Origin of the sequence: Helicobacter sp. (assembly GCF_022511165.1) — a bacterium.
In the GTDB taxonomy this organism is placed as follows: domain Bacteria; phylum Campylobacterota; class Campylobacteria; order Campylobacterales; family Helicobacteraceae; genus Helicobacter_C.
Map to the genome: position 1 here is coordinate 21,985 of NZ_JAFLSB010000008.1, position 25,628 is coordinate 47,612.

General features: G+C 38.7%; 26 protein-coding genes, 2 tRNA genes and 1 other RNA gene. 9 read left to right on the forward strand and 20 right to left on the reverse strand.

Going from position 1 to position 25,628, the window contains the following annotated elements; translation table 11 throughout:
• Positions 1-61 precede the first annotated feature (61 nt).
• From J1E28_RS02055 to J1E28_RS02065, 3 genes are all read left to right on the forward strand, one after another.
• Positions 62-1,297, forward strand: a complete 1,236-nt coding sequence (locus J1E28_RS02055) for a beta-ketoacyl-ACP synthase II (protein ID WP_291026279.1) — start codon at positions 62-64, stop codon at positions 1,295-1,297.
• A 6-nt stretch (positions 1,298-1,303) separates the two neighbouring features.
• Positions 1,304-2,233 carry an acetyl-CoA carboxylase carboxyl transferase subunit alpha gene (gene accA / locus J1E28_RS02060; RefSeq protein ID WP_291026280.1) on the forward strand — a complete coding sequence of 310 codons (930 nt, stop codon included), beginning with the start codon at positions 1,304-1,306 and terminating at the stop codon, positions 2,231-2,233.
• 81 nt (positions 2,234-2,314) lie between these two features.
• Entirely contained in the window at positions 2,315-3,157 is an 843-nt protein-coding gene (locus J1E28_RS02065) for a cysteine ABC transporter substrate-binding protein (protein WP_291026281.1), read from the forward strand.
• Between the two features lie 311 nt (positions 3,158-3,468).
• Here J1E28_RS02065 and J1E28_RS02070 read toward each other — a convergent pair whose 3' ends face one another.
• The 10 genes from J1E28_RS02070 to rnpB form a co-directional block, all read right to left on the reverse strand.
• Positions 3,469-4,188 (reverse strand): toxin-antitoxin system YwqK family antitoxin, encoded by a 720-nt coding sequence (locus J1E28_RS02070; RefSeq protein WP_291026282.1) that lies wholly within the window; start codon positions 4,186-4,188, stop codon positions 3,469-3,471.
• 15 nt (positions 4,189-4,203) lie between these two features.
• Positions 4,204-4,794, reverse strand: a complete 591-nt coding sequence (locus tag J1E28_RS02075) for a toxin-antitoxin system YwqK family antitoxin (protein ID WP_291026283.1) — start codon at positions 4,792-4,794, stop codon at positions 4,204-4,206.
• 22 nt (positions 4,795-4,816) lie between these two features.
• Positions 4,817-6,082 carry a UDP-N-acetylglucosamine 1-carboxyvinyltransferase gene (gene murA / locus J1E28_RS02080; RefSeq protein WP_291026284.1) on the reverse strand — a complete coding sequence of 422 codons (1,266 nt, stop codon included), beginning with the start codon at positions 6,080-6,082 and terminating at the stop codon, positions 4,817-4,819.
• 10 nt (positions 6,083-6,092) lie between these two features.
• Positions 6,093-6,500, reverse strand: a complete 408-nt coding sequence (locus J1E28_RS02085; RefSeq protein WP_291026285.1) for a hypothetical protein — start codon at positions 6,498-6,500, stop codon at positions 6,093-6,095.
• Positions 6,493-7,326: a UTP--glucose-1-phosphate uridylyltransferase GalU gene (gene galU, locus J1E28_RS02090; protein ID WP_291026286.1), complete on the reverse strand. Its 834-nt coding sequence runs from the start codon at positions 7,324-7,326 to the stop codon at positions 6,493-6,495. Before galU ends, J1E28_RS02085 begins: the two co-directional genes overlap by 8 nt.
• A 10-nt stretch (positions 7,327-7,336) precedes the next feature.
• Positions 7,337-8,968: a lytic transglycosylase domain-containing protein gene (locus tag J1E28_RS02095; RefSeq protein ID WP_291026287.1), complete on the reverse strand. Its 1,632-nt coding sequence runs from the start codon at positions 8,966-8,968 to the stop codon at positions 7,337-7,339.
• A 9-nt stretch (positions 8,969-8,977) separates the two neighbouring features.
• A complete protein-coding gene (locus J1E28_RS02100) occupies positions 8,978-9,277 on the reverse strand; it encodes a YggT family protein (RefSeq protein WP_291026288.1) in 300 nt (99 codons plus the stop codon).
• Positions 9,278-9,296: 19 nt separating this feature from the next.
• A complete protein-coding gene (gene gltX / locus J1E28_RS02105) occupies positions 9,297-10,652 on the reverse strand; it encodes a glutamate--tRNA ligase (RefSeq protein ID WP_291026289.1) in 1,356 nt (451 codons plus the stop codon).
• Complete coding sequence (locus tag J1E28_RS02110) at positions 10,652-11,185, reverse strand: flagellar FLiS export co-chaperone (RefSeq protein ID WP_291026290.1); 534 nt, start codon at positions 11,183-11,185, stop codon at positions 10,652-10,654. The genes gltX and J1E28_RS02110 overlap by 1 nt, the downstream gene beginning before the upstream one ends.
• Positions 11,186-11,330: 145 nt before the next feature.
• Positions 11,331-11,661, reverse strand: an RNA gene (gene rnpB, locus J1E28_RS02115) — RNase P RNA component class A.
• Positions 11,662-11,732: 71 nt separating this feature from the next.
• Between rnpB and J1E28_RS02120 the strand changes: the two genes are divergently transcribed.
• Together J1E28_RS02120 and J1E28_RS02125 are read left to right on the forward strand one after the other, a co-directional pair.
• Complete coding sequence (locus tag J1E28_RS02120) at positions 11,733-12,185, forward strand: MarR family transcriptional regulator (protein WP_291026291.1); 453 nt, start codon at positions 11,733-11,735, stop codon at positions 12,183-12,185.
• Positions 12,186-12,272: 87 nt separating this feature from the next.
• Positions 12,273-14,228 carry a heavy metal translocating P-type ATPase gene (locus tag J1E28_RS02125; RefSeq protein WP_291026292.1) on the forward strand — a complete coding sequence of 652 codons (1,956 nt, stop codon included), beginning with the start codon at positions 12,273-12,275 and terminating at the stop codon, positions 14,226-14,228.
• Positions 14,229-14,524: 296 nt separating this feature from the next.
• Here the strand turns inward: J1E28_RS02125 and J1E28_RS02130 are convergent, their stop codons facing one another.
• Positions 14,525-14,770 carry a helix-turn-helix transcriptional regulator gene (locus J1E28_RS02130; RefSeq protein ID WP_291026293.1) on the reverse strand — a complete coding sequence of 82 codons (246 nt, stop codon included), beginning with the start codon at positions 14,768-14,770 and terminating at the stop codon, positions 14,525-14,527.
• A 106-nt stretch (positions 14,771-14,876) separates the two neighbouring features.
• Between J1E28_RS02130 and J1E28_RS02135 the strand changes: the two genes are divergently transcribed.
• Positions 14,877-15,023 carry a hypothetical protein gene (locus J1E28_RS02135; protein WP_291026294.1) on the forward strand — a complete coding sequence of 49 codons (147 nt, stop codon included), beginning with the start codon at positions 14,877-14,879 and terminating at the stop codon, positions 15,021-15,023.
• A 64-nt stretch (positions 15,024-15,087) separates the two neighbouring features.
• Positions 15,088-15,471, forward strand: coding sequence for a DUF4156 domain-containing protein (locus J1E28_RS02140; protein WP_291026295.1), 384 nt, complete (start codon positions 15,088-15,090; stop codon positions 15,469-15,471).
• A gap of 346 nt (positions 15,472-15,817) precedes the next feature.
• Here J1E28_RS02140 and J1E28_RS02145 read toward each other — a convergent pair whose 3' ends face one another.
• The 4 genes from J1E28_RS02145 to J1E28_RS02160 all read right to left on the reverse strand — a co-directional run bounded on the left by J1E28_RS02145 (position 15,818) and on the right by J1E28_RS02160 (position 19,802).
• Positions 15,818-16,765 (reverse strand): hypothetical protein, encoded by a 948-nt coding sequence (locus J1E28_RS02145; RefSeq protein WP_291026296.1) that lies wholly within the window; start codon positions 16,763-16,765, stop codon positions 15,818-15,820.
• Between the two features lie 81 nt (positions 16,766-16,846).
• Positions 16,847-18,184, reverse strand: a complete 1,338-nt coding sequence (gene radA / locus J1E28_RS02150) for a DNA repair protein RadA (protein ID WP_291026297.1) — start codon at positions 18,182-18,184, stop codon at positions 16,847-16,849.
• A 2-nt stretch (positions 18,185-18,186) separates the two neighbouring features.
• The gene (ftsY, locus tag J1E28_RS02155) at positions 18,187-19,095 is read right to left on the reverse strand and encodes a signal recognition particle-docking protein FtsY (RefSeq protein WP_291026298.1); all 909 of its coding nucleotides are present in this window, start codon (positions 19,093-19,095) and stop codon (positions 18,187-18,189) included.
• Positions 19,092-19,802 (reverse strand): redoxin domain-containing protein, encoded by a 711-nt coding sequence (locus J1E28_RS02160; protein ID WP_291026299.1) that lies wholly within the window; start codon positions 19,800-19,802, stop codon positions 19,092-19,094. Before J1E28_RS02160 ends, ftsY begins: the two co-directional genes overlap by 4 nt.
• Positions 19,803-19,832: 30 nt before the next feature.
• On the opposite strand from J1E28_RS02160, the gene J1E28_RS02165 reads away from it, so the two are divergent.
• The gene (locus J1E28_RS02165; protein ID WP_291026300.1) at positions 19,833-20,480 is read left to right on the forward strand and encodes a 5-formyltetrahydrofolate cyclo-ligase; all 648 of its coding nucleotides are present in this window, start codon (positions 19,833-19,835) and stop codon (positions 20,478-20,480) included.
• The gene (rny, locus tag J1E28_RS02170; protein ID WP_291026301.1) at positions 20,407-21,978 is read left to right on the forward strand and encodes a ribonuclease Y; all 1,572 of its coding nucleotides are present in this window, start codon (positions 20,407-20,409) and stop codon (positions 21,976-21,978) included. The genes J1E28_RS02165 and rny overlap by 74 nt, the downstream gene beginning before the upstream one ends.
• Before the next feature lie 79 nt (positions 21,979-22,057).
• Here rny and J1E28_RS02175 read toward each other — a convergent pair whose 3' ends face one another.
• From J1E28_RS02175 to J1E28_RS02195, 5 genes are all read right to left on the reverse strand, one after another.
• Positions 22,058-23,527: a Na+/H+ antiporter NhaC family protein gene (locus tag J1E28_RS02175; RefSeq protein WP_291026305.1), complete on the reverse strand. Its 1,470-nt coding sequence runs from the start codon at positions 23,525-23,527 to the stop codon at positions 22,058-22,060.
• A gap of 122 nt (positions 23,528-23,649) precedes the next feature.
• Positions 23,650-23,736: transfer RNA gene (locus J1E28_RS02180), tRNA-Leu, on the reverse strand.
• A 48-nt stretch (positions 23,737-23,784) separates the two neighbouring features.
• Positions 23,785-23,869, reverse strand: a tRNA-Leu gene (locus J1E28_RS02185).
• Between the two features lie 30 nt (positions 23,870-23,899).
• Positions 23,900-24,211, reverse strand: coding sequence for a F0F1 ATP synthase subunit C (locus J1E28_RS02190; RefSeq protein ID WP_291026302.1), 312 nt, complete (start codon positions 24,209-24,211; stop codon positions 23,900-23,902).
• A gap of 97 nt (positions 24,212-24,308) precedes the next feature.
• Positions 24,309-25,628, reverse strand: a 1,320-nt coding sequence (locus J1E28_RS02195; RefSeq protein WP_291026303.1) for a polyribonucleotide nucleotidyltransferase, incomplete at its 5' end; no start/stop codon positions are given.

Consider the following 25,628-nt stretch of genomic DNA (forward strand, 5'->3'; position numbering starts at 1 on the left):
TTGAGCTTTAGCGCAGAGTAGATTCTTCGTTATACTCTCATAAAATTATGAAGGAATGTTAATGCGTCGAGTGGTAGTAACTGGTTTGGGAATGGTCAATGCCTTAGGTTTAAACAAAGAAGAATCTTTTAAAGCAATTGTTGAGGGCAAATGTGGCATTAAACACATTTCTTGCTTTGATGCAGAAAATTTTCCTGTCAAAATTGCTGGTGAAATTACAAATTTCAACCCTGAAGATGTCCTCGATCCACGCGAAGTAAAAAAAGCTGGTCGTTTCATACAGCTTGGATTAAAAGCAGCCCAAGAGGCAATGAATGAAAGCGGTTTGCTTCAAGAAGAAAGAGTTGAGAGTGCGCTTGGTGATAGATTTGGCGTAAGCTCTGGTGCTGGTATTGGCGGATTAAATAATATTGAACTAAACTCTATTGTTTGTGAGCAAAAAGGACCTAGACGCATTAATCCATTTTTTATTCCTTCAGCATTAGTAAATATGCTTGGAGGTTTTATCTCTATACAATACGCACTCAAAGGACCAAACTTAGCAAGTGTTACTGCTTGTGCTGCTGGGACTCACGCTATTAGCGAAGCAGCAAAAACCATTATGCTCAATGGCGCAGATGTGATGCTTGTAGTTGGTTCAGAATCTGCTATCTGCCCTGTGGGAATTGGCGGTTTTGCCGCTATGAAAGCCTTGAGCGATAGAAATGATGAGCCACTCAAAGCTTCTCGCCCTTTTGATAAAGAGCGCAATGGCTTTGTTATGGGTGAAGGCGCAGGGGCATTGGTACTTGAAGAGTATGAGAGTGCCAAAAAACGTGGGGCAAAAATCTATGGGGAAGTGATTGGTTTTGGTGAAAGCGGAGATGCAAATCATATTACTACCCCCGCTCCACAAGGAGAAGGAGCGTTGCGTGCAATGAAAGCCGCACTCAAAATGGCAAATACTCGTATAGATTATGTCAATGCACACGGCACAAGCACAGCCTATAATGATTTATATGAAACAATGGCTCTTAAAACTGCATTTGGTGGTAAGGATAATGTTCCGCCTGTTAGCTCTACCAAAGGGCAAATCGGGCATTGTCTTGGTGCGGCAGGTGCGCTTGAAGCAGTCATTTCTCTTATGGCAATGCAAAATGGTGTGCTTCCCCCTACTATCAATCAAGAATATCCCGATCCTGAATGCGATCTTGACTATATTCCCAATGTTGCGCGTGAAGCTAAGATTAATGCAGTGATGAGTAACTCTTTTGGTTTTGGTGGCACAAATGGCGTGGTAATATTTGGCAGGATCTAAAAGAGAATGGCTACCTATCTTGATTTTGAGCAAAAAATTAAAAACCTCCAAGATGATATAGAATCTGCCCTGATGCGTGGGGATAATGACGCAAAGCTTATTCTTGAAAAAGAGCTTGAAAAAGAAGTGCGCAATGTTTATGCTAACATCAGCGATTACCAAAAGCTACAGCTTGCGCGCCACCCTGACCGCCCTTATGCAATGGATTATATTGAGCTTATTTGTAAAGATGCTTATGAAATAAGTGGTGATAGACATTTTAAAGATGACAAAGCCATTGTATGTTTTTTAGGTAAAATCGGTGAGCAAACTGCTATGGTTATTGGCGAAGAAAAAGGGCGAGGGACTAAAAATAAACTTGTGCGAAACTTCGGTATGCCAAGCCCGGAGGGCTATCGCAAGGCTTTACGTGCAGCAAAACTTGCTGAAAAGTTCCATATTCCTATCCTTATGCTTGTAGATACACAGGGTGCATATCCGGGCTTAGGCGCGGAGGAGCGCGGACAAAGTGAGGCTATTGCTAGAAACTTGCAAGAATTTGCCAAACTCAAAACTCCAACGGTTGCGATTGTCATTGGCGAGGGAGGAAGTGGAGGGGCTTTAGCCATTGCCGTAGCAGATAAGCTTGCTATGATGCAATATTCTGTGTTTAGCGTTATTTCACCTGAAGGCTGTGCGGCAATTTTATGGAATGACCCTGCAAAGATAGAATCTGCCACAAAAGCACTCAAAATCACTCCCCTTGAGCTTAAAAAATGTGGGCTTATTGATGATGTTATTGATGAGCCACTCATTGGCGCACATAGAGATAAAGAAAATGCTGCAAAAGTGATTGAATCTTACTTCCTCAAAGCCATTGAGGAGATTTCACAAGATGATAATTACCTCAATAAACGTTATCAAAAACTTGTCAGTTATGGAGCTTTTGGACAATAGTCCATAAAATGTGCCAATATACATTAACTTTTTTGTGGCATAACCTTTACTTAATTCTATAAAGATTCTAAAGGAGCAAAAATGAAAAAATGGTTTTTGGCATTTGTAAGCATAATTTTTATGATAGGCTTGAATGCGTGTGGCGATAGAGAAGAAAGCACACAGCAAGAAACAGAAAAAACACAAAGTGCGATAGAACAAATCAAGCAAAAAGGGGTTGTGCGCATTGGTGTTTTTAGCGACAAACCTCCTTTTGGCTTTGTGAATGAAAAAGGCGATAATGATGGCTTTGATGTGTTTATTGCAAAGCGCATCACACAAGATTTGCTCGGTGATGAAAACAAAGTGAAGTTTATATTGACAGAAGCTGCCTCTCGTGTGGAATTTTTACGCTCAAACAAAGTTGATATTATTATGGCAAATTTCACAAAAACACCAGAGCGTGAAGAAGCAGTGGATTTTGCAAAGCCTTATATGAAAGTAGCCCTTGGTGTGGTATCTCCTAATGGAGAGATTACAAGCGTTGATGAGTTAAAAGGCAAAAAACTTATTGTGAATAAAGGCACGACTGCGGATATGTATTTTAGCAAAAATTACCCAGACATTGAATTACTTAAATATGAGCAAAATACTGAAGCATTTCTTGCACTCAAAGACAAAAGAGGCGATGCACTCGCACACGATAATACGCTCGTTCTTGCGTGGGCTATGGAAAATGAAGGCTTTGGTGTAGGAATCCCTGTCTTAGGCGATGAAGATGTAATCGCTCCTGCGGTAAAAAAAGGAAACACTGAACTTAAGACTTGGCTAGATGATGAGATTGATACACTCACTCGTGAGGGCTTTATGAAAAAAGCGTATGAAAAGACACTCGCACCTATTTTTGGTGAAGAAAAAATGGATTCGGTAATTTTCTCATATTAATACCTTATACATTGGTTAGAATCTTTGTGTAAAGATTCTAACCAATACAAATTATAAAATCTCTCTTTTGCAATATCTAACTTCTCTTATGTAAAAATCAATGGTTAATATAATTCTAGTCTAACAATGTAAGCTCTTTACAACTGCATATTTTAAAATCCCATTATCCTTTTACTTCTGCAAAAACATACCTTACCTTTATTTTAAAGGTAAGGTTTTATATAATCTTCAATGCAATAAAACTATAACTTATTCATTATTTTATATGCGAAACATTTTTTATTAAAACCTTAAAAATTTATATGTTATTTTTACCTTATTTCCTCATCATTGCGATATGGCACCTCGCGTATAGCTCTGCCTTTCTCATCAAATTCTTTGGCAATACCATCTTTTTTACCATTTTTATACTCAAGGATATACCATAATGCACCCGATGTATCATAGATTTTCATCTCTCCCTCTAGCACATCATTAACAAAATTCATTTCGCTCCTTAGCTTTCCATTCCCTGCATCAAAAATCCTACACAAGCCATTTAAACGCCCTGCCCTATAATATGCCTCATAAACCAGCACACCTTTTTGGGAAAAAATTTGATATAGCCCCTCTCTTTTATTATCAACATAAAATGCCACCTGTGCTACACCGCCCTCAAGGTAATAAAGCGTTTCTTTGCCGTGCTTAATCTTTGTGCCGGGCTTATAGGTAATAACTGCCCGATAAGTACGTCCATTATCTTCTACTTTTTCTGTGCTTTGCTCCCCACTTATTGTTTCAAGTGTATTTTGCCTATTTGACATCTCTGCTTGAGGTATTGGGCGTGTATTAATATTTGCAGTAGTATTCGTTCCTGTTTTATCCTTTGTGCTAGGACTAGTTTTAGCATTTTCTTTTGACTTCGTATCATTTGTATCCATAGGTAATTGCGATGTAGAGGGTATTGGCTCTTGCTCTACACAGGCGCATAAACAACATAATAACGCCCCTCCTATAATGATTTGTATCCATCTTATGCTTTGCTCTTTCACTTTCCCCTCCTTGTGCTAATAACAAGCATTCCAACGACAATTTTTCTCTTCAAGCAATACACCCTGTGCATCATAATGCTTCATCATTTGCTTCTTGCCCTCTTTATAAAGTGTCTCATAAATTAAAACACCCTGTTTATTAAACTCCTCTCTTAGTCCATCAAGCTTATCATCTTTGTAGGTAAATTGCGCCTGTAATGCACCATTTTCATAATACTTCTTACCCTCACCCTCGCGCTTATTAAGGACATATTCTTGCTCACTCTGAATCTTACCATTATTATAATAAAGCACACGTTTGCCCTGCTCTTTGCCTTCAATATAAGTACGAGTTTCTTGCAATGCTCCATCAGGATAATAAGAAAGCACTTTGCCATCATACTCACCATTTTTATAGAATGCACTAAAAAGCAACACGCCTTTGTAAGAGATTTTTACTTGCTTACCACACTTAATAGTCGTGCCTTTGCAATACTGCGTTTTAATCGTTGTTGGCGCACTCTTCTCGCCTGTGTAAGAGATTCTAAGATCATATTCTATTTTATCTGTTTGCTGCGCACCCACAAGCAAAGGCAGCAAATAAAATATATATCGCATTCCCCTCATACTCTGCTCCTTTTTAGAATCACTAACTTTTTAAACGCACAATATGCACACCAAGCTGTTGTAATTTATGCTCAATTTGTTCATAACCCCTATCGAGGTGGTAGATTCTATGGATATTCGTCTTCCCCTCACTCACAAGGGCTGCTACAATCAACGCAGAGCTTGCACGCAAATCAGAAGACATCACATCAGCCCCGTGCAGAGGTGTTATTCCATTAATAGTCGCGTGATTACCTTTGAGTGAAATATCTGCACCAAGTCGCGTGAGTTCGCTTACATGCATAAAACGATTTTCAAAAAGTCGCTCTTCAATCACGCTTGTGCCTTGACATTGTGTTGCTAATGCCATAAATTGCGCTTGCATATCAGTGGGGAATCCGGGATATTCTGTGGTAATAATCTCAAAAGGCTTCAAAGTTTTTGCAGGAAGCAAAGTGATAGAATCTGCCTCTTTTTTGAAGCTAAAGCCAATCTCCTCTAGCTTATCAGTAACGGCTGCAAAATGCGTATTTCGCACTTTATTTAATGTAATGGAAGAATTTGTAATCGCCCCCGCACAGAGATAAGTCCCTGCTTCGATTCTATCGGGGATTACTTCAATAGGAGCAAAATGAAGTAGCTCTCCGCCTGTGCCATAAATACTAAGCTCATTGCTTCCAATACCCTCAATTTTCACGCCACTTGCAGATAAAATTTCACAAAGTTGCACGACTTCTGGCTCTTTGGCTGCATTAATAATGCGTGTTGTGCCGTGCGCTAAGGCTGCAGCCATAATCACATTTTCACTACCTGTAACGGTGATTTTATCAAAGAAAATATCTGCTCCCTGCAAGCCATTCTTTGCCTCTGCGATGATATATCCACCCTCAATACGAATACTTGCGCCAAGATTCTGCATTGCTTTAATGTGCAAATCCACAGGACGCGCACCAATAGCACAGCCTCCGGGCAAACTCACCTCACAATAACCAAAACGTGCAAGAAGTGGTCCTAATACGAGAATAGAAGCACGCATTTTACGCACAATATCATAAATAGCTTTTGTATGCACGATATGCTCGGCTTGACAAGTAAGTGTATTACTATCGTGCCACGCAATATTTACACCTAAATGCTCCAAAAGCTTTGCAAGTGTCTTTACATCGGCAACATCGGGGAGATTACTGATTCTTACTTCATTTTTACTCAATAATGTGGCAGCAAGTATGGGGAGTGCTGAATTTTTCGCTCCAGAAATGTTAATACTCCCTTTGAGTGAGGGGCTTTTGCTTATTTGTAAATAATCCATATCTATCCTTTTATTTGCTTTCTCTTTTTTGCAAGGCTTTCCCTATGACTTCTTTGATACTTGCCTTACTATCGGGGTTTGCACTTTCAAGCTTATCTTGGAAATCCACCACCTCATCAACCTCCATAAGATTCATATTTGTGGCAAAGCGCGAAATCACATCAAGCCACAAATTATAATCCTCTTCATCCTTTGGGCAACTTTTATAGCTATTCTTAAAATCCTCAAGCAAAGCTTTAAGCTTAGCCTTATCATTGGCAAATGTATTCAAATCATTTGAAATTCTTTGTAGATGATTCACAGCAACTCCCGTCCCCTCTTCATCAAGAGCAACTGCAAAAAGCCCAGCAAAAATAATAGGCAAACACAGCAAAAAAAACAATAACCAGCAAATAACATAAAAACTAAGATTAAACATTGGATTTCAATTGCCCATAAAAATCAATAGTTGCTTTCACATAGCCATCAAGGCTCCCACAATCATAACGTTTGCCTTGAAATTTATAGGCTAAAACACCTTTCTTTTTTGCTTGTTCTAAAAGCGCATCTGTAATTTGTATCTCGCCTTTCTTACCCGGCTTTGTGATACGCAAAATATCAAAAATATCAGGAGTAAGAATATAGCGCCCGATGATAGCAAGATTGCTTGGGGCGCTATCAATACTTGGTTTTTCTATCATATCACTCACTCGATATACATCAGATTCTATCTCTTCGCCCTGTATGATACCATATTTATCAACCTCACTTCGCTCCACTTCCTCAATAGCAACAATTGAGCAGTGATACTTCTCATAGAGTGTGACCATTTGACTAAGCACCCCTTTGCCCTTACTATTTGTACATAAGTCATCAGCCAAAATTACTGCAAAAGCTTCATTATTGCCAACAAGTGTTTTGCCTGTGAGAATCGCGTGCCCTAAGCCCCTCATCTCATTTTGTCTTGTGTAAGAGAAAATGCAAGATTTTGTGAGTTTGCGGATACTGCTTAAAAGCTCCTCTTTATCTGTCCCTGAAATTTGATGCTCTAATTCATAATTTATATCAAAATGATCTTCAATGCTTCGTTTCCCTCGCCCTGTGATAATGCCAATATCACAACACCCCGCCTCTAAAGCCTCTTCCACGCCATATTGTATAAGGGGCTTTGTGAGTATGGGGAGCATTTCTTTAGGCATAGCCTTTGTCGCTGGTAAAAATCGTGTGCCATATCCTGCCGCTGGGAACAGACATTTATGTATCATAGAATCTCCTTCAATTTACAAGCGTTTTTTTCAAATACTCTTCTAAATTGATATGATTCCCAAAACTTTCTTGATAAACAATATAATTTGCTAAAACTCTCAAACCATAATCACGAGATTCTCTATAAGGAATAAGCTCCATAGAAAGCCACGGCTCATAATCACGCTTTTTTACAAAAAACTTTTTTGTCTTAAGTGTGCGGCGCAAGAATCCCGGTCCACCATTATAAGCATAAGAAACAAAAAGTGTATGCTTAAACTCTCTGCCCAAATCATTGAGATAAAATGTCCCAAATTCAAGCGCAGTGATAGGATCAAACATATCTTCTAGGGTAATATTATCTCGCTTTAGGCTTTTAGCAAAAGGAGCTACATTAAAGGGCATTATCTGCATCATACCGAGCGCATACGAAGTCGAAACAAGTGCGGGCAAAAGGGTGCTTTCCTGCTTGGCAATAGCGTAAGTAAAGGCTTTCTCGCTATCATTTTTCCATTTTATTTTATCGCTAAAAGGCGTGATAAAATAATTAATTTTAAATTTATTCATTTGTGTAAGCACATAGGCTAAATGCGCACTTGTCTCCTCATATTCAAAATGTTTGCTTAATGCTTTTAAATCTTTTTCACTTTTGACTTGTGCTAAACTCTCTTTAAGAATCTGCCATTGAAAAGGGTCTTTAATATCAAAATTTGGCTTTTGATTTGAGAGTTTGCCTAAATCTGTTACGACTTCATAGCTTGGCTTTACATTAAGCTTTTGATTAGCATAGATTGTATATATATCCACATTTTTACTTTGGGAGAGTTCTTCAAGCACTTTTTGATCTTGACTTAGAAAATACCTCCATAGTAAAGTGCGATTTTTCTGCATAGATGTATTTGCCTTTGTATAGGCATTTTCAAAATATTTCAATGCCGCCTTTGGCTGATTATGCAAAATCTCATTCAAACCAAGCATAAAAAGCGTATAAGAATCCGCGCCTACAATATCCGCGCCTACAAGAGATTGCTTAAACTTATCATAACTCCCATCGTGGGTTACGATGATTGCTTGAAGCATCGTATTGAAATTTTGGTTATTTTCATCGGCAAGTTTTTTGAGGTTTTGGGGCTTAATAGTTTGATTAAGAATCTGTATGCGCTGACTCGCTCTCAATGCGCGATAAATGCTTGAAAAAGTATTTGCATCACTTTTGAGCATCGCGGTGAGTATCTGTGGGTGGCTTAGAATCTCAATGCGTTTTCTAAATTCAGGATCATTTTGAAATTTTTTCAGCAAAAAATCTTTATTTTTTTGAGGCATAGAAGGGACATTTGCAAGATTTAACCCAGCCTTAATACACGCAATATCTTGTGTTTTTAGCTTTTCAAAACTTAAACGTTGGCAATACAAATTACGTGGCAATTCACTCACTTTACCTTTTGCGCTTATGAGGGCATTGAGTTTGGCAGTCTTTCGATAAATAAGATTATAGGCTTTGAGCGCATCTTGCAAGGAAGTCTTTTCATCGCTCAAAAATTGCCAAATATAAAAATCTCTTGCTAAACCTTTGGGTTTAGATTCTAAAAAATCAAGTGTGATGGTGCTATGCGCATAATTTGCACTTAAAATAAATAGCCATAAGATACATATTCGCCTCATATATTGCCCCTAAACACTTAAACTTTGTGCGTATTGCATAAGAATCTGCACGAGAAATAAATCAATAAATTTCAATATCACCGCAATAATCAAAGGCGAAAAATCAATGCCGCTTATTGTTGTTGGCATAAATTGACGAAGCTTTGCATACAGAGGTAAAGTTAGGCGATTTAAAACCTGCACAATAGGATTATAGGGGTCAGGACGCACCCAGCTTATAAGCGCAGCAATAACAATTACCCATATATACACATTAATAAGCATACTCAATATGCTTGCCACAGCATATAAAAAGGTGCTTATAACCATATCCCTTTTCCCCTTTATTTTATTCTGTTATTGAAAGCTTAGAATAATCTTGTGAATCTAAAGTAACAATATCGCGTAAGAAAAAACGCAAATAGGGATAAAGTTCGCTTAGCTCTAAGCCGTGAGTTGCCCCTGTAAGCAAGATTCTTAGAGGTTTAAAAAAATTTTTTCCCTTTAAGGCACTTTTTTGTAAAAGCGCCTTTTTTAAACTCTCATAATCCTTTAAATCCTCGCTATGAGATTCTATCATTTCACGCAAATGTGTGTAAAGAATCTTGCACTCACTCTCATAGCTCTGCTCATTATCTTTTTGCGTGATACATTTTGGTGCAAAAATACGATTAATCTTCTCTCGTATCTCATTTAAAGTGCTTGCTTCTTGCAAATGTAGCTTTGCTAAAGCCCCAATGGAAGCATCTTTGCTATCAAGCAAAAGTGCAAACTCTTGTTCATTAAGCATTTTAAAATGCTCCCTGTTTAAGAATCTTAATCGCTTCATATCAAATTTTACAGGCGATTTAGCAATATGCTTAATATCAAACCACTCATAGCACTCATTGAGCTTGAAAACTTCCTTTGGCGTGTGATTCCCCATTGAAACAAGATAATTTATAATCGCTTGAGGCAAAAACCCCTCCTCAAGTAACCACGCCACTGATGAAGCACTATCGCGCTTACTCATCTTACTCCCACTCTCGCCAAGTATAATAGGCAAATGCGCATATCCTAGCACCTTATCATAACCCAATGCACGATGAATAAGAATCTGCTTGGGGGTATTGCTCACATGATCTTCTCCCCGCACGATAAAGCTCACATCATAAAGCATATCATCAACTGCACACGCAAAGTTATAGGTTGGGATTCCATCTTCTTTTAAAATTACAAAGCTATCAATTTCATATGGCTCAAAGCTTACTCTGCCCTTGATTGCATCATCAAAACTAATCGCACTCTGCGCACCCCTAATGCGCACTACTGGACGCGGATTGCTTTGTTTTTCAAGCTCTGCCCATTGCGGGTCGTATCGAAAAGGCTTTTTTTGCTCTTTTGCTTCGGCGCGCTTTGCATCTAAAAAATCTTTAGAGCAGTAGCAATAAAAGGCTAAGTCTTTTTCAATCAAATATTGCGCAAGTTGGCGGTGTTTGTCAAAATTATCACTTTGATATACAAGATTATCCCACAAAAGCCCAAAAAGATTGAGGAGATTTAAAATCTCCTTGTCTTTGCCTTCTATATTCCGCGCTGTATCTGTATCTTCAATGCGCACAAGAAACTTTTGCCCACCTTGCTTGGCAATAATATAATTAAAAATAGCTGCTCTTAAATTACCGATGTGCATATCACCTGTGGGAGATGGGGCAAAGCGCAGCATTATCTGCCCTTGAGCATTTGTGCAAATTGTGCAGGATCAAATTCTACTGGATTTGGTTCTGTGAGGGCATCACTTAATGTCATAAGCATTTGGCTAATTTCTTGCATTTTTTCCTCTACATAGGCTACAACTGCGCTCATATCCACTTCTACAAAAGAAGATTCTGCATCAAGAGATTCTGCACTTTTTAAAACACAAAGCGATAGGGGACTTTCAACACTCAAAGTATAAGTGATACCATTTAAGCTTGTATCTAAACGCGTATCAAAAAGCCCAACCCCCATAAATGAGGCATTTTCTATGATTTCTTGCATACTTGCTTTAATATTTTGTATATCTTGCACAGAAGTATTTTGAGCAATTTTAAGAATCTTTTTGAGAGCAGAGGAAGCACTTTGCAATGCACCAATAAATTCATTTGCACCCTTAATATCCTCTCCAAACTTATGAATAGCAACTGCGGTATAAGATTCTCTAGGTGTTTCAAAGTGCACACCTATGTGTTTTTGAAATGTAGATAACATATCTTGCATACTTAAACCTCATCATATTGGCATTTATTACTTTCAAGCACCTTTTATTCCACTCAACTTATGAAGTATATCATTTCAAAAAGCAATATTTCTGTGATTTTTGTTTATTCCCTTAATTTTTCAATCTAAAAAGTAAGATGGTGCGAGTAAAGGCATAGCGATAAGCCGAGTTCTGTCGTGGGTGGCTATTTATCTAGGATATGTTTCACAACATACCTCAAGCGAAGAGTTCAAATATAAGACTTTAACCATACTCTTCTTGCTACGGATTGGGTTTGCATAGACATTGTGCATTGCTGCAAAATCGGTAGGCTCTTACCCCACCTTTTCACCCTTACTTTTGTGAATCCACAAAAGCGGTTATTTTCTGTTGCACTTTCCCTTAGGTTACCCTAGCCATTGGTTAAATGGAATCCTGTCTTTGTAGCTCGGACTTTCCTCTTTTGTTGCACAAAAGCAGCCACCTACTATGCCTAAGTGCAAATTATATCAAATTTTGTTATAATAAATAGCTATTAGAATTAACACCCCAAAGGTTTATTTTATTATGGAAATGCAACATTTTATTGGACATCATATTGGAAAAACCACGCGATATTTGCAATCTTTTTTTATTAATGATCTCAAAACCTATGATTTAAGTTTTGAGCAGGGCATCATTCTTTTTATCGTATCAGAATATCCACATACTTGCATTAGTGATATTGCCAAGAGATTAGATAAAAACAAAACCACCATTTCGCGTGAAGTCAATTCCCTTGTCAAAAAAGGATTTTGCCTTAAAGATTCATTGCATAATCAGCGCACCCTCTCCCTTTCTCTTACTACAAATGGCAAAAAAGCTGTTTCATATATCAAAGAAAGAATTAAGCAAACCCAAAAGCTCATCCTTACACAATGCACACAGCAAGAAATTGATATTTGTATTGATGTATTAACGCGCATACAGCTTATACTTGAATCAAATTTGAAAAACATAGATTTAAATATATATCAATAATACATATACCCCCTATATGTATTATTTACTCTTTTTTACTACAATCCTCATCATAATAATTACATTTTACTTCAAAGGTTTTAGATAATGAATCCCACGCACGATAAACCAAATTGCTGCTGCCAAAACGAAAATGCACTTGTTCATCAAGATTCACATAATGAACAAAACACGCAACAATCCCCCTATGGCGAAATATTTTTTATAGGCATTCTTATTGCTCTTTTTGGGCTATGTATGCTCTTGCTTTATTACCCCTCTATGACTGAACTTCCTTTTGTCAAAGAAGGGGTTTTTGTCTTGCTTGCTCTCATATATCTTTTGGCAGGAAAGCCCATATTTTGCGCCTTTTGGGATAATTGCAAAAATAAAACTTTTTTTGATGAAAACACATTAATGCTTTGTGCGACAATCGCTGCGTGGTGCATTGGTGAGGTAAGTGAAGCCGTAGCAGTAATACTCTTTTTTCGCGTAGGCGGATTCTTAGAATCTCTTGCTGTGCAGAAATCGCAAAATTCTATAAGCGCATTGTTGCAAGTGCTTCCTGAAATTGCGCATAAAAAGGCAAATGATACGCTTATTGACTTGCACCCCAAATCTTTGCAGGTAGGCGATATACTCATTATTAAAGCAGGTGAGAAGATTCCTACCGATAGCCTCATACTCAAAGGTAAAAGTTACATCGATATGCGCTCAATCAATGGCGAAAATGTGCCTATGGGCGTTAAAGAGGGGGATTTGATTATAGCTGGAGGAATCAACACAAGCAATCTCCTTGAAGTGCGCGTAGAGAAGCCTTTTGAGGATTCTCATATCGCTCAAATCGCTAAACTCACACAAGAAGCAAGCGAAAACAAAGCAAAAACACAAAAGCTCATTACCTCTTTTGCTCGTGTTTATACCCCCATTATTTTTATCATTTCTTTAAGTGTGGCGATTATCCCTCCGCTCTTTAATGGAGAATGGCACGAATGGATTTATCGCGCCCTTGTAGTGATGATGGTAAGCTGCCCTTGTGCCCTTGTGCTTGCCGTGCCTTTAGGGTATTTTGTGGGTATTGGACGCGCAAGTAAAGAAGGAGTGCTATGCAAAGGCTCTATTTACCTTGAAACACTCTGTAAGGTTAAAAATATTATTTTTGATAAAACCGGCACACTTACACACGGAAGCTTTGAAATCCTGCATATTTACCCACAACAAAACTACACAGAGCAAGAACTCCTTGAACTTGCAAGTATTGCTGAACAAAACTCAAATCACCCCATAGCCACTTGCATTAAAAATCATACAAATATTACAACCCATATAGAATCTTATGAAGAAAAAAGTGGCAAGGGCATATCTCTTGTATGCGATAGAGGGGAGATTCTTGTCGGCAATGCCGCGCTTTTGCAAGAAAAACATATTGCTTTTGAGCCAATAGAGAGTGTGCATACTCTTATCTACATCGCCCATAATAATGTGTATGCAGGGCATATCCTCATTGGCGATAGGCTTAAAAATGGCATAAAAGATGATTTACAAATGCTTAAAGCCTATGGTATAGAGCATTTTGCAATCCTTAGTGGCGATAATCAAAAAAGTGTAGATAATGTGGCGCAAGAGCTCGGCATAAAATATGCGTATGGGCAGCTCCTCCCTGCGGACAAAGAGCATAAACTCACTGAACTTATGGCACAATGGGCAGGGAAGAGTGTATTTGTGGGCGATGGCATTAATGATTCTATCGTGCTAAGACGCGCTGATGTAGGTATAAGCATCAATACAGGAGAAAATGGCAATGATATTAGCAAGGAAAGTGCAGATATTATTTTACAACATCACACATTGCACGGGCTTGTATCGGCTTTTCGTATTGCTTTTCACACGCGCGCACTCACTTGGCAAAACATCATTTTTGCATTAGGAAGTAAGCTTGTGCTCATCATTTTAGGTGTTATGGGGATTGCCAATATGTGGCTTGCCGTATTTGGCGATGTAGGTGTAGCTCTCCTCTCGCTACTCAATGCTATGCGCCCACCTAAGCCTTATCAAAAGACTTAGAATCTGCAGAATCTAATGGGGCTGTTTTTATAGGAGATTCTAGAATCTTTTATCAATAAGATATATTCTTATTGCAATAAAATATAGTTTTTACCCTAGAAATATCGTTGGGGGCGAGTAAAAATCTTGTGAGGAATATATAAGGGGCAAGGCATACATTGCCCAGCGTGTATATCATCAAACCAACTTCATTTTTAAGCCCTCCCTCTTAAAAAAGAATCTAAACTTAAAAAAAGTAAAAACTTTAGATAAAGAAGTTTGTGGTTTTTATTGCTTACAAAAAAGTGAGGAAGGTTTTAAAATTGAAAAAACTCTCGTATATCCACTCCTAAAACTTTAGCGATTTTATAGAGATGTTCTAAGTTGAAATGGATATTTTTATATCCTGATTCTGCTCCAGCGACTAAAGAGACAGATTTATAGCCTATCTCTAGGCTAAGCTCTAGTTGCGAGTAACCTTTTTGTTTTCTTACTCTTGCCACATTTTGAGCAATTTGCTTACGAAAGCAATCTATTTCTTCTTGACTAAAATGATAAGACACGATTCTACCTTAAAACTCTATTATTATAGATTTTTAAGGATACTTGTTTTATGATTCTTTTTCACTCTATTATGATAGAGTATTTTTTTATTTTTAAGGAGGCAAAATGGCTCAAGATAAAATCCGTCCAAAGGACAATCGGGCAAATATGCAAAATGCCAATAAGGGAAACAAGGGCGTCAATCCGCAATATGCAAAGAGTCAAGGTAATAGAGGAAAACAACTCAACCCTAATCAAAAAGACAAAAAATGAAAAAGCTTAACCATTTGGCTTAGCATTAGGCGTATCGCTCTTTATTTTTGGTTGCGGAGAGCCTGTGCCAGAATTACCAGCATACAAGCCAAAAGCCCTAGAATCTCAAGGTAAAGGCATTACGATTGCAAAATCTACGCCTTATAATTGTAAGATTCTAGGCGAGGTTGAGGGCAAAGACAGCACAGAAGGCACACAAGGAGCCATAAGGGAGACATTAAGAGAGGGTGCGAGCAATGATTTAAGAAACACTGCAGGTGAAACAGTTGCAGCAGGCAAACGCATTATGCTAAAAATTACAAAAGAAGAAATCAAATGTCGCGCCAAATTTAAAGATGGCGTTCGTATTGTTGATTGCACAAATGGCGCACCACAAGATGCCATAAGCTCAAAATTGCTTTCACACAGAATGCACGCTGATGTTTTTGATTGTGGTGTAAAAGACTAAAACTATACTTAACCCCAAAGCATTAAACTTAAAGCCCCCCATTGGGGTTAAGATTCTCTCTTAAACTTTTTATATTTCAAAAAGTCTTGCTCAAATTCCAAAAAGGCTATCTTGGTAAAGTATAAAAAAGTTGGTAGATTTAGGTCTTTGCATTTTTGCTTAATCCCAAAATTACCTCATAAACCTATGCAAAAACACTATATGCTCAAAATCTTTTAAAATACATTAAGAACTCTTTTATTTTTACCATATCTTAAAGAGATTCTTATTCTATTCGCCTCAAACCCTATTTTACATTTGCTATTTTGATATTTATCTCTATTTTTCTTATACTCGTATTACGCCATTACTTACTCGGTGGGAGGGAGATAAAATTATCCCTCCTGCCTTGAGTTCTCCTTTTTTCCTTTATCCAATAATATTGACTATTTTGCGCTGCACAAAATTGTGCGCATTTCTCCCTATCAAAGCTTTCTTCTTGCACAAAAACAATCACCACATTTTGTGTATCTTGCTCTTGAGCATTTTGTGCTTGAGGAGATAAATCCTCATTCTCTGCATTTGCCATTGTTTGCGTATCTGTTGCTTGTGTATCTGCCAAACCCTCATCTCCTTGGGTTTGCTCCTGTGTGCCATTTGCTAATTCGCCTGATACTTCGCTTTCTTTTATTGATTCTTTTTGAAATGCCTGCGCAAGCTCTCCTAATCTCACCTCACTCGCTTGTGCCACAACTGCTCCCAATGAACCATTTTTTCGCACTTCTACAAGTTCGTTATTTTTATTCACATAGCGCACAAGAGGCTTGATGTGCTTTTGTATATGCGTCCTTTTTGTGAGAGCCTCTATCGCCACTCTATCTACATTCATAGATGCTCTTTTATCATACACGCCGATGAGATAACGATAAAGCGGTTTAGAATCTTGCTCACTCACATAAACAATATAAGGATATTTTTCAATTTGTGCAAGAATATTTTGAGACATTTCGCCCCTATATGCGGCTACTTGATAGTAATACCCCTCCCTTGCAGTAGCATTAAGAGAGGCAAAATCATCTTTCACACTCCTTGCACCTTCTTCTATCTCACTTGTAATTTGCACCTCTACACTTACTTCTTGTTGCGAGACTTGAGGAGTTTTTGCACAAGAAGCCATACACAACACAAGAACACCAAAAAATAAGATATGTGGCATATTATACCGCCACATAAACAAAGTAGCCAAAGGAGATACACGAGAGCAAGGCTTTCGTGTAAAAGGAACAAGCATAGATTGAAGCGATATATGAAACATCAAAATCCTTTGTATAAGATTTAAGGATACATTCATAAATCGGCATTATCAGTAAAAGAGTGCAATTTACCTACAATTTACCTACATCCAATCCAAAATTTTACTCACCTCATTTGCTTCAAAACATTTGATATGAGCAGAAGCACTACTTGGCTTTTTAGCAAGTATTACCTTTTCAAATCCATAGCTCTCAAGCTCTTTTAAACGCGCATCAATATTGCTTACTTCGCGTATATCACCCACAAGTGAAACCTCCCCCACAAAGGCAGTTTTGGCATTAAGTGGGCGATTACGAAAGCTTGAGATAATACTTGCTATAACTGCCAAATCCGCACTTGGCTCACTGATTCTAATACCACCTGCAACATTCACAAACACATCATATCGCCCCAAAGGTAATTCAAGCTTACGCTCTAAGAGGGCTAAAAGCATATTGAGACGATTACTATCAAAGCCATTGCAAGAGCGTTTAGGATAGGTAGATTCACTCACTAAAGCTTGTATTTCAATCACAAGGGCGCGACTTCCCTCAAGGATAACAGCAATCGCACTCCCTGCTTGCGCACTCTTTTGCGTAAAAAAAAGCTTTGAAGCATTTTTAGCACTTCTTAAGCCATTTTCTTTCATCTCAAAAATCCCTATCTCACTTGTGCTTCCAAAGCGATTCTTGAATCCTCTTAACATTCTAAGCTCCCTACTTGGATCACCTTCAAAATACAACACGCAATCCACCATATGCTCTAAGATTCGAGGTCCTGCTATCGCACCATCTTTTGTAATATGCCCAATGATAAAAATGCTGATATTGCGCTCTTTGGCTAAACGCATTAGTGCAAATGTTACCTCCCGCACCTGTGAGATTGAACCCGGAGCAGAGCTAAGCTCGGGGGAATAAATGGTTTGTATAGAATCTATCACACATAGGCTATAAGGCTGCTCATTGAGGGCATTAATAATGAGGTTTAAATCAATTTCATTGAGCAAAAAAAGCTCATCACTCATCGCATTAAGTCGAGAGGCACGCATCTTAATTTGCCCTGCACTCTCCTCACCACTTACATACAGAATCTTTTTATGCGCTTTTGCAGCAAGATTACCGACAATTTTAAGCAAAAGTGTGGATTTACCCACGCCCGGGCTACCCCCGATAAGATATAGCCCACCCGGCACGATGCCTCCGCCTAAAACAATATCAAACTCTTCTTCATAGGAGCTAAAATGCACAATATCCTCAAAATGCACCTGCGTAATAGGAGTAGCCTTACTTGGAGAGGCTGTATGATGTTTTTTTGCCTCAATTTGATGTTCTTTAAGCTCAACTAAAGCGTCCCAACTCCCACAACTGCTACATTTTCCAAGCCATTTTGCACTCTGCCACCCGCAGAATTGACATTCAAAAATTGTATGTTTTTTTGCCAAAGTTATCCCTCAAAAATGCCCTCAAGCATCACTTTTACATAATCTTTGGCATCAAATTCACTTAAATCTTCTGCCTTCTCGCCCACACCAATATAACAAATAGGAATCTTTAGCTCACTTACTATGCTAAAAATTGCCCCGCCCTTGCTTGTGCCATCAAGTTTTGTAACAATAATGCCATCAAAATGCAGAATCTGCGAGAATGCACGAGCTTGGTTAATTGAGGAACTCCCTTGTGTGCCATCAAGCACAAGATAACTACGCAAAGGCGCATCGCCTAATGCCTTTTGGCTCACGCGCACAATTTTTGCAAGTTCATTATTTAAGTTTGTATGATTGTGCAATCTCCCCGCAGTATCAATATAAAGCTCATCAATGCCTCGCGCTTTAGCAGCATTAATGCTATCAAAAGCTACGGCGCTTGGATCGTGCATATGCTGTGTGCTAATCACAGGAATAGAAAGTCGCTCTCCCCAAAGCTTAATTTGATCAATCGCTGCAGCTCGAAAAGTATCTCCTGCGGCTAACATCACTTTTTTGCCTTTTTCTTGTGCGCGTTTAGCAAGTTTAGCAATGCTTGTTGTTTTTCCCGCACCATTTACGCCTACAATAAGCGTTACAAGTGGCTTTACTCCTGCAAATTTTGTGCTTAGAGATGGAGTAGAATCTGCCGCATCTGCGGAGCTTGTGGGATTTATCTCAAGGCGTGATAAAAGCTCTTTTTGCAATGCCTCATAGGAGACATAGGCAGGGAGATGGGCAAGGATAGATTCTACAAGATCATAATCCACATCACATTCTATGAGAATCTCCTCAATCTGCTCTTTAGTATATTTATCTTTTTTTGAGCCAAGGAGAGCAGTGATATTTTGCGTAGTTTTTTGTAAAGTTTTAGCTAAAGTGGCAATCATTGCGATTCTTGTGGTTCTACTTGTGTTTCTTGCGCTTCTGTGGATTGGACTAAGCCCTGCTCACCTGATTGCAATGTTTCTTGGGGAAGCTCTTGCATCTCATATTGTGCTTTCGCATCAAGCTGATCTTGAATCTGATAACGTATATCAAGCTCCACCATTTCTTCTGGTACAAGCCCTACATAGTCTATCACCTTTTCACCCTGCTTATCATAGAGAGAAATATAGCTATGCTTGTCATCTTTATCAAGGAAATGGAGCAGATTTTTATTGTCTGTGGGAGCATAGAGCTTGAAACGTGGATTAACCTTGTCAATTTCTTGTTGCAAAGAAGTAAGTTCATCTTTTGGACTAATAGCAATAATGGAGATGAACTCTTGGTATCGATTATGCAAATCAAGGATATGCAAGAGTTCATCTTGACATTCTTGGCAGCTTTTGGAGAGAAAAAAGAGCAAGGTTGGTTTTTGCGCCGAGCTTTTAAAAATGCTTTGGTCTTGGTTTGTTTTAAAGCGCAATGATTCATTTTGGGTATTTATAACTTCAATTGTTAAAATTTTATCCTTACTACCACCCTCAAAACCAAAAACATCTTTATCCTTCTCTCCATCATCACTACAAGCTTGAAAAAGAACGCACAAAGCCATAGTGGCTATGAAAAACTTTGCAAAACCCAAATATATACCAAAAGAGCGCATCGCTTTCATTAAATTTCTCCATTTATGCTATGTTTGGGTATGATTATACCTAAAAAAGGATTGACAATTACCAAACAAGATTTTAGATTTTATGCAAAGACAAAACTAGAGTATTGCAAAACCCATAACCCATTTGCACATAAAAAGTTAAATAAGGCTTTACTCACTTTTTTAGAGCAAAAAAAATGCAAAAATGTGCTTGTATATATGCCTTTTGGCAATGAAGTGGATATTATGCCCCTTATCTCTGCTTTACGCAAAAAAAAACATCGTATTTTTATACCTTTTATACAAGAATTTAGTTTTAAAATGATACCATTACGTTTGCCATTACATAAAAATGTATTTGGTATTTATGAGTCAAATAAATCTAGTTTTAATTTAATCAAAGTTGATGCCGTGATTATCCCTGTTTTGGGTATTGATAAACATTTTAGACGAATAGGTTTTGGGAGAGGTATGTATGATCGCTTTATGTCCACTCTCAAAGATAATGTTCAGATTCTTTTTGTGGCACGAAGTCCAAACTACGCGCCAGATGTGATTACACAAGATTATGATGTGCAGGGAGATTATTTTTATACGCCATCAGCTTTGTGCATAAGGAAGCACAATGGAAATATGGTATGTAATAGGAAGTATAATCTTTACTTTATTGGTCGGGGTGAGCGTATATCTCATCACTAAAAGGGTATTTCATTCTCACTCTCAAATCATTCTTGAACAAGCAAAGGCAAAAGCAAAAGCGATTGAATTTGAGGCAAAAAAGCTTCTTCAAGATCATAAGCTTTTAATGAAAGAAGAGGAAATACATTTAAAGCAACATTATGAGCAAGAATGCGCTAATCTCGCTAAAGAATATGAGGGCAAAATTGCCACACTTAAAAAAGAAGAGCAATCAAAAATCGAGCAACTTGATGCGCAAAAAGCACAGCTTGATAAAGAAATGCAAGAAGTAGGTGAGCTGAAAGTTAAAGTTTTGCGCTCACAATCTGAACTCAATAAGCTTAAAGATGAAAATATACAAAGCAAAAAAGAAATGATTGAGATTCTTTCAGATTATACTCAAATGAGCAAAGAAGAAGCAACAAGCATCTTGCTTTCTCATCTTGAAGAAGAGCTTTATGAGGAAAAAGCACAGCTTATCCGCCAATATGAGAGGGAAGCGCAACAAGAAGCAAAGAAAAAGGCAAATTATATTCTTGCTCAAGCCACAACGCGTTATGCAGGAGAATTTGCTAATGAACGATTAGTAAATGTTATACATCTGCCTAGTGATGAAATGAAAGGGAGGATTATAGGCAAAGAAGGGCGCAATATCAAAACACTAGAATCTATTAGTGGCGTAGATGTGATTATTGATGATACGCCCGGTAGCATTGTTTTGAGTAGTTTTAATCTCTACCGCCGCGCTATTGCCACAAAAACAATCGAAAGACTTATGGAAGATGGACGGATTCAGCCTGCACGCATTGAGGAAATGTATGAGCGCGTAAAAAATGAAATGGACGAACAAATACAGCAAGATGGCGAAGATATTGTGCTTGATATGCAGCTTGGGTATATGCACCCCGAGCTTAAGTTTTTGCTTGGAAAAATGCGTTATCGTGCATCATTTGGGCAAAATGCACTTGGGCATTCTATTGAGGTAGCAAAACTTGCCGCACTGATTACAAGTGAGCTAGGCGGTGATGAAAAACTTGCAAGACGAGCAGGAATCTTACACGATATTGGCAAAGCTCTCACGCAAGAATTAGGTGGTAGCCACGTGGATTTAGGTGCAGAAGTCTGCACGCGTTACCAAGAAAATCCTGTTGTCATTAATGCTATTAAGGCACATCACGGCTATGAGGAGATTCAAAGTATAGAATGTGCCGCAGTATGCGCTGCTGATGCGCTCTCTGCTGCGCGTCCGGGTGCAAGAAGAGAGGCGTTAGAGAATTTCTTAAAAAGAATGCAAGATGTTGAACGCATTGCTATGGATAAAATCGGCGTAAAACAAGCCTATGCAGTGAATGCAGGACGAGAGGTGCGAGTGATTGCGCGTGCGGAGCTTGTAAATGATAAACAAAGCATTGTCCTTGCACGAGATATTGCCAAAGAAATAGAATCTACTTTGCAATATCCGGGCGAAATCAAAGTGAGCGTCATACGCGAGATAAGAGCAGTTGAATTTGCGCGATAAGCAAAATCTGCGCCTTTAATAAAAGCAGATGCAAAATGAGACAAATAAAAAGAGGGTTAAAGATAAATGAGGAAAGATTCTAATGAAAAGAATCTACCTCTAAATCCCCTCCATAGCGAGACTTTAATACATAAAAAATACCCACAAGCAACAATAAACCTATGATAAAAGCCAAAAGGGTGCTTTGAGTATAAGAAACCATCACAAAACTTACTGCTGCGCATATTGCTGTGAGTGCTGTGTAGGGGAATTGTGTAATAAAGTGGCTTTGCACCGAACAACCAGCCCCAATAGCAGAAAGAATAGTTGTATCCGAGATAGGCGAAGTATGATCCCCATACACTGCGCCAGAGAGAATCGCCGATAACGCCAAAAATACGCTAGATTCTCCCCCTCCGCTTTGCAATGTAATCTCCATACCAATAGGCAACATAATCGCAAATGTTCCCCAGCTTGTGCCAGTGCAAAAAGCAATAAATGCCGAGATTAAAAACAAAAAAACAGGCATAAAAACCAAGTATTCTGCACTTATGGTATCTTTTGCCACATTTGCAAGATACACACCTGTTTGAATATGCTCCTTAATCACAGGTCCAATCGCCCACGCAAGACTCAAAATCAAAATCGCCCCAAACATACTCTTTGCGCCATACCAAAAAATAGTAGGATAGGTTTTAGATTCTATAACCCTAAAGGTAAGGAACAAAGTAATGATAAGCGCAAATAGTCCTCCGCAAAAGAGCGCAAAAGGCGTATCAGTATGAGTGAGCATCGCGATAAAATCACTCTCCCCACTCGCCTCATATCCACTATAAAAAATCATAAAACAAATACCTATCACTAAAGCAATAATAGGCACAAGCAAAAAGAGTATAGCGTGTTTTGGTGCGGAGTTAGAAGTTATTTGCGCTTGTGGGGACTTTAAACCAACATTTACATTATGACGCATAACAGGCAGATTTATACGCCAAAAAATCGTCAAAACAACAGCAATAAGCGCAAAAAAGGCATAAAAATTATTTGGCACACTCTGCAAAAGCACCATAAGAGGCTCATCAATGTTTTGCTTTGACAAAAGTCCAATATTATACGCACCCCAACTTGAAAGCGGCACGAGAATACAAATAGGTGCAGAGGTAGAATCAATGATATATGCTAAACGCTCACGACTTGAGCGATAGCTATCATTGAGCGGACGTGCAATTTGCCCAACTGTCAAGGCATTAAAATAATCATCAATAAAAATTACCAATCCTGCTATAAATGCCACGAGCTCCGAGCCTTTGGCAGAATGAATGCGCACTCTTGCCCATTTGACAAATGCTCCAATTGCACCGCTATACAAAATGAGTTGGGTAATCACACCAAGTATAATCAAAAATGCAAAAATATAAATACTATCCCTATTCACGCCATCATCATAAAATACGCTTACTATGGATTGAAAAACAAAGCTTAGGGCTTGTGTATCTAGCCCATAGAGCATCACCCCACTAAGACAAATGCCCAAAAAGAGCGAGAGTACCACACGTCTTGTGAGGACTACCATAAATACAACAAAAAGAGGTGTAACAAGGCTTAATGCCGAATTGGCAAATCCATAGGTTTCCACAAATATATCCTTAATTTTTATCTTTAAAAAAATATGCGATTTTATCAAATGTAGGTAGATGGTGCCGAAGGTCGGACTTGAACCGACACAGGGTTGCCCCTACTAGATTTTGAGTCTAGCGCGTCTACCAGTTTCACCACTCCGGCGTTTTTAAGAATATTCGCGATTTTGCTTAGATTCTATATAAGAAAGTATGGTGCGCTGAGCGAGACTTGAACTCGCACGGGTCGCCCCGCCACCCCCTCAAGATGGTGTGTCTACCAATTCCACCACCAGCGCATTCTCCCTTGATAAGGGAGAATTATTTAATTAGGAAAGGAAAGGATTTGCATACAATGCGATAAGTGCCAAAACCAATGTATAAATTACTTGTGCTTCAATCAAAGCAAGAGCAATAAACATTGTTCCAAGTAGCTTACCGCTAATACCGGGATTACGCGCTGTTCCTGAAATTGTCGCAGCAGCAGCGTGTCCCATACCGATAGCCCCACCAAGTGCAGCAATACCCAAACCAATAACAGCACCTGCGACTGAATATGACTGAATCATATCTACACCACTTACTTCTGCACCAAAAGCAAGTCCTAGCATTCCTACACACAAAAGAAATAAGAATTTCATCTTGCACCTCGTTTATAATCTCAAAGCCCGTTCGGATTCATTCCCCTACTTAATGCTTTGGAAGTTGCATTATGCCTAAGCTTTGATAAAACAAAAATTAAATAATACTTTTAGTAAGCCCCAACTCCACCTTATTTTTATTTTGCGAGAGAATCTCACACTCTAATTCACTGATACCCTGCAAGACATCACTTAGTTGTTGCTGCCTTTCTTTTGGCATTATCTTACTTATGTGCAAAAGCCCATCACCGCCGCGAGGTAACTGCACAAACACTCCAAAATCAGCGATTTTTTTAATTTTTCCCACAAATCGCTCACCCACTGCATAACTCTCCCAATCTATCTTCTCGCTCCCGCCTACAATATCCATAATAAAAGCTTTTGCCTTGCGCAGATTCTCTATATTATCTGCATTAATGCTTACCATTCCGCTCTCTCTTGCTAAATCAATACTCACTTCAAATCGTTCGATAATATCCTTTATTACTCTCCCCCCTGTACCAATCACCTCGACAATCTTATTTGGGGGAATCATAAAACTCTCACTCTTTGGCAAGAGTGCCTCATTTAGCACAATTTGCGCCCTTGCAGATTCCATAATTTCTAAAATATGCGCACGAGCATCTTTAGCCTGAAATAAGGCTTCTTTTAGAATCTCTTGCGTGATACCCCCAAGCTTAATATCCATTTGCATAGCACTTATGCCCTGATACCCACCAGCAACCTTAAAATCCATATCGCCATCGTGATCTTCTAGCCCACTAATATCTGTAAGTATGGCATATTTCTCACCCTCTGTTACAAGCCCCATAGCCACCCCAGCAATCAAAGAATCCACTCTAATCCCACAAGCGCACAGAGCCAAACTCCCCCCGCATACACTTGCCATTGAGCTTGAACCATTTGATTCTAGAATCTCTGATACCAAACGAATACTTTTCTCACTCTCTTTGATGCTTGAATGCAAGGCATTTCTTGCTAAATTGCCGTGTCCTAACTCCCTGCGTCCTACAGAGCCGATGATTCCAGCTTCACCCACACTAAAAGGTGGAAAATTATAATGAAACAAAAAATGTTTCTTTAGCGCAACTTTACTCCCAAGCATTTCATAACTTTGCGCATCATTCTCTGCACCAATAGTCGCGCTCACAAGAGCTTGGGTTTGCCCACGCGTAAAAAGCACACTCCCGTGCACAAAGGGCAAAATATTTGTTTCTATACTAATAGGGCGCACTTCCCTAAGCCCCCTACCATCAGCCCTTTTATGTGTTTGTAAAATCATAGTGCGCACATATTGTTTTTTAAAAGCAAGGACATATTTTTGTGCCTCATCATATTCTAGGCTACAATCCTCCGCCACCTGTGCAGTGAGTGCTTGAATATGTTTAAGGGATTCTGATTTTGCCATAAAATGGAG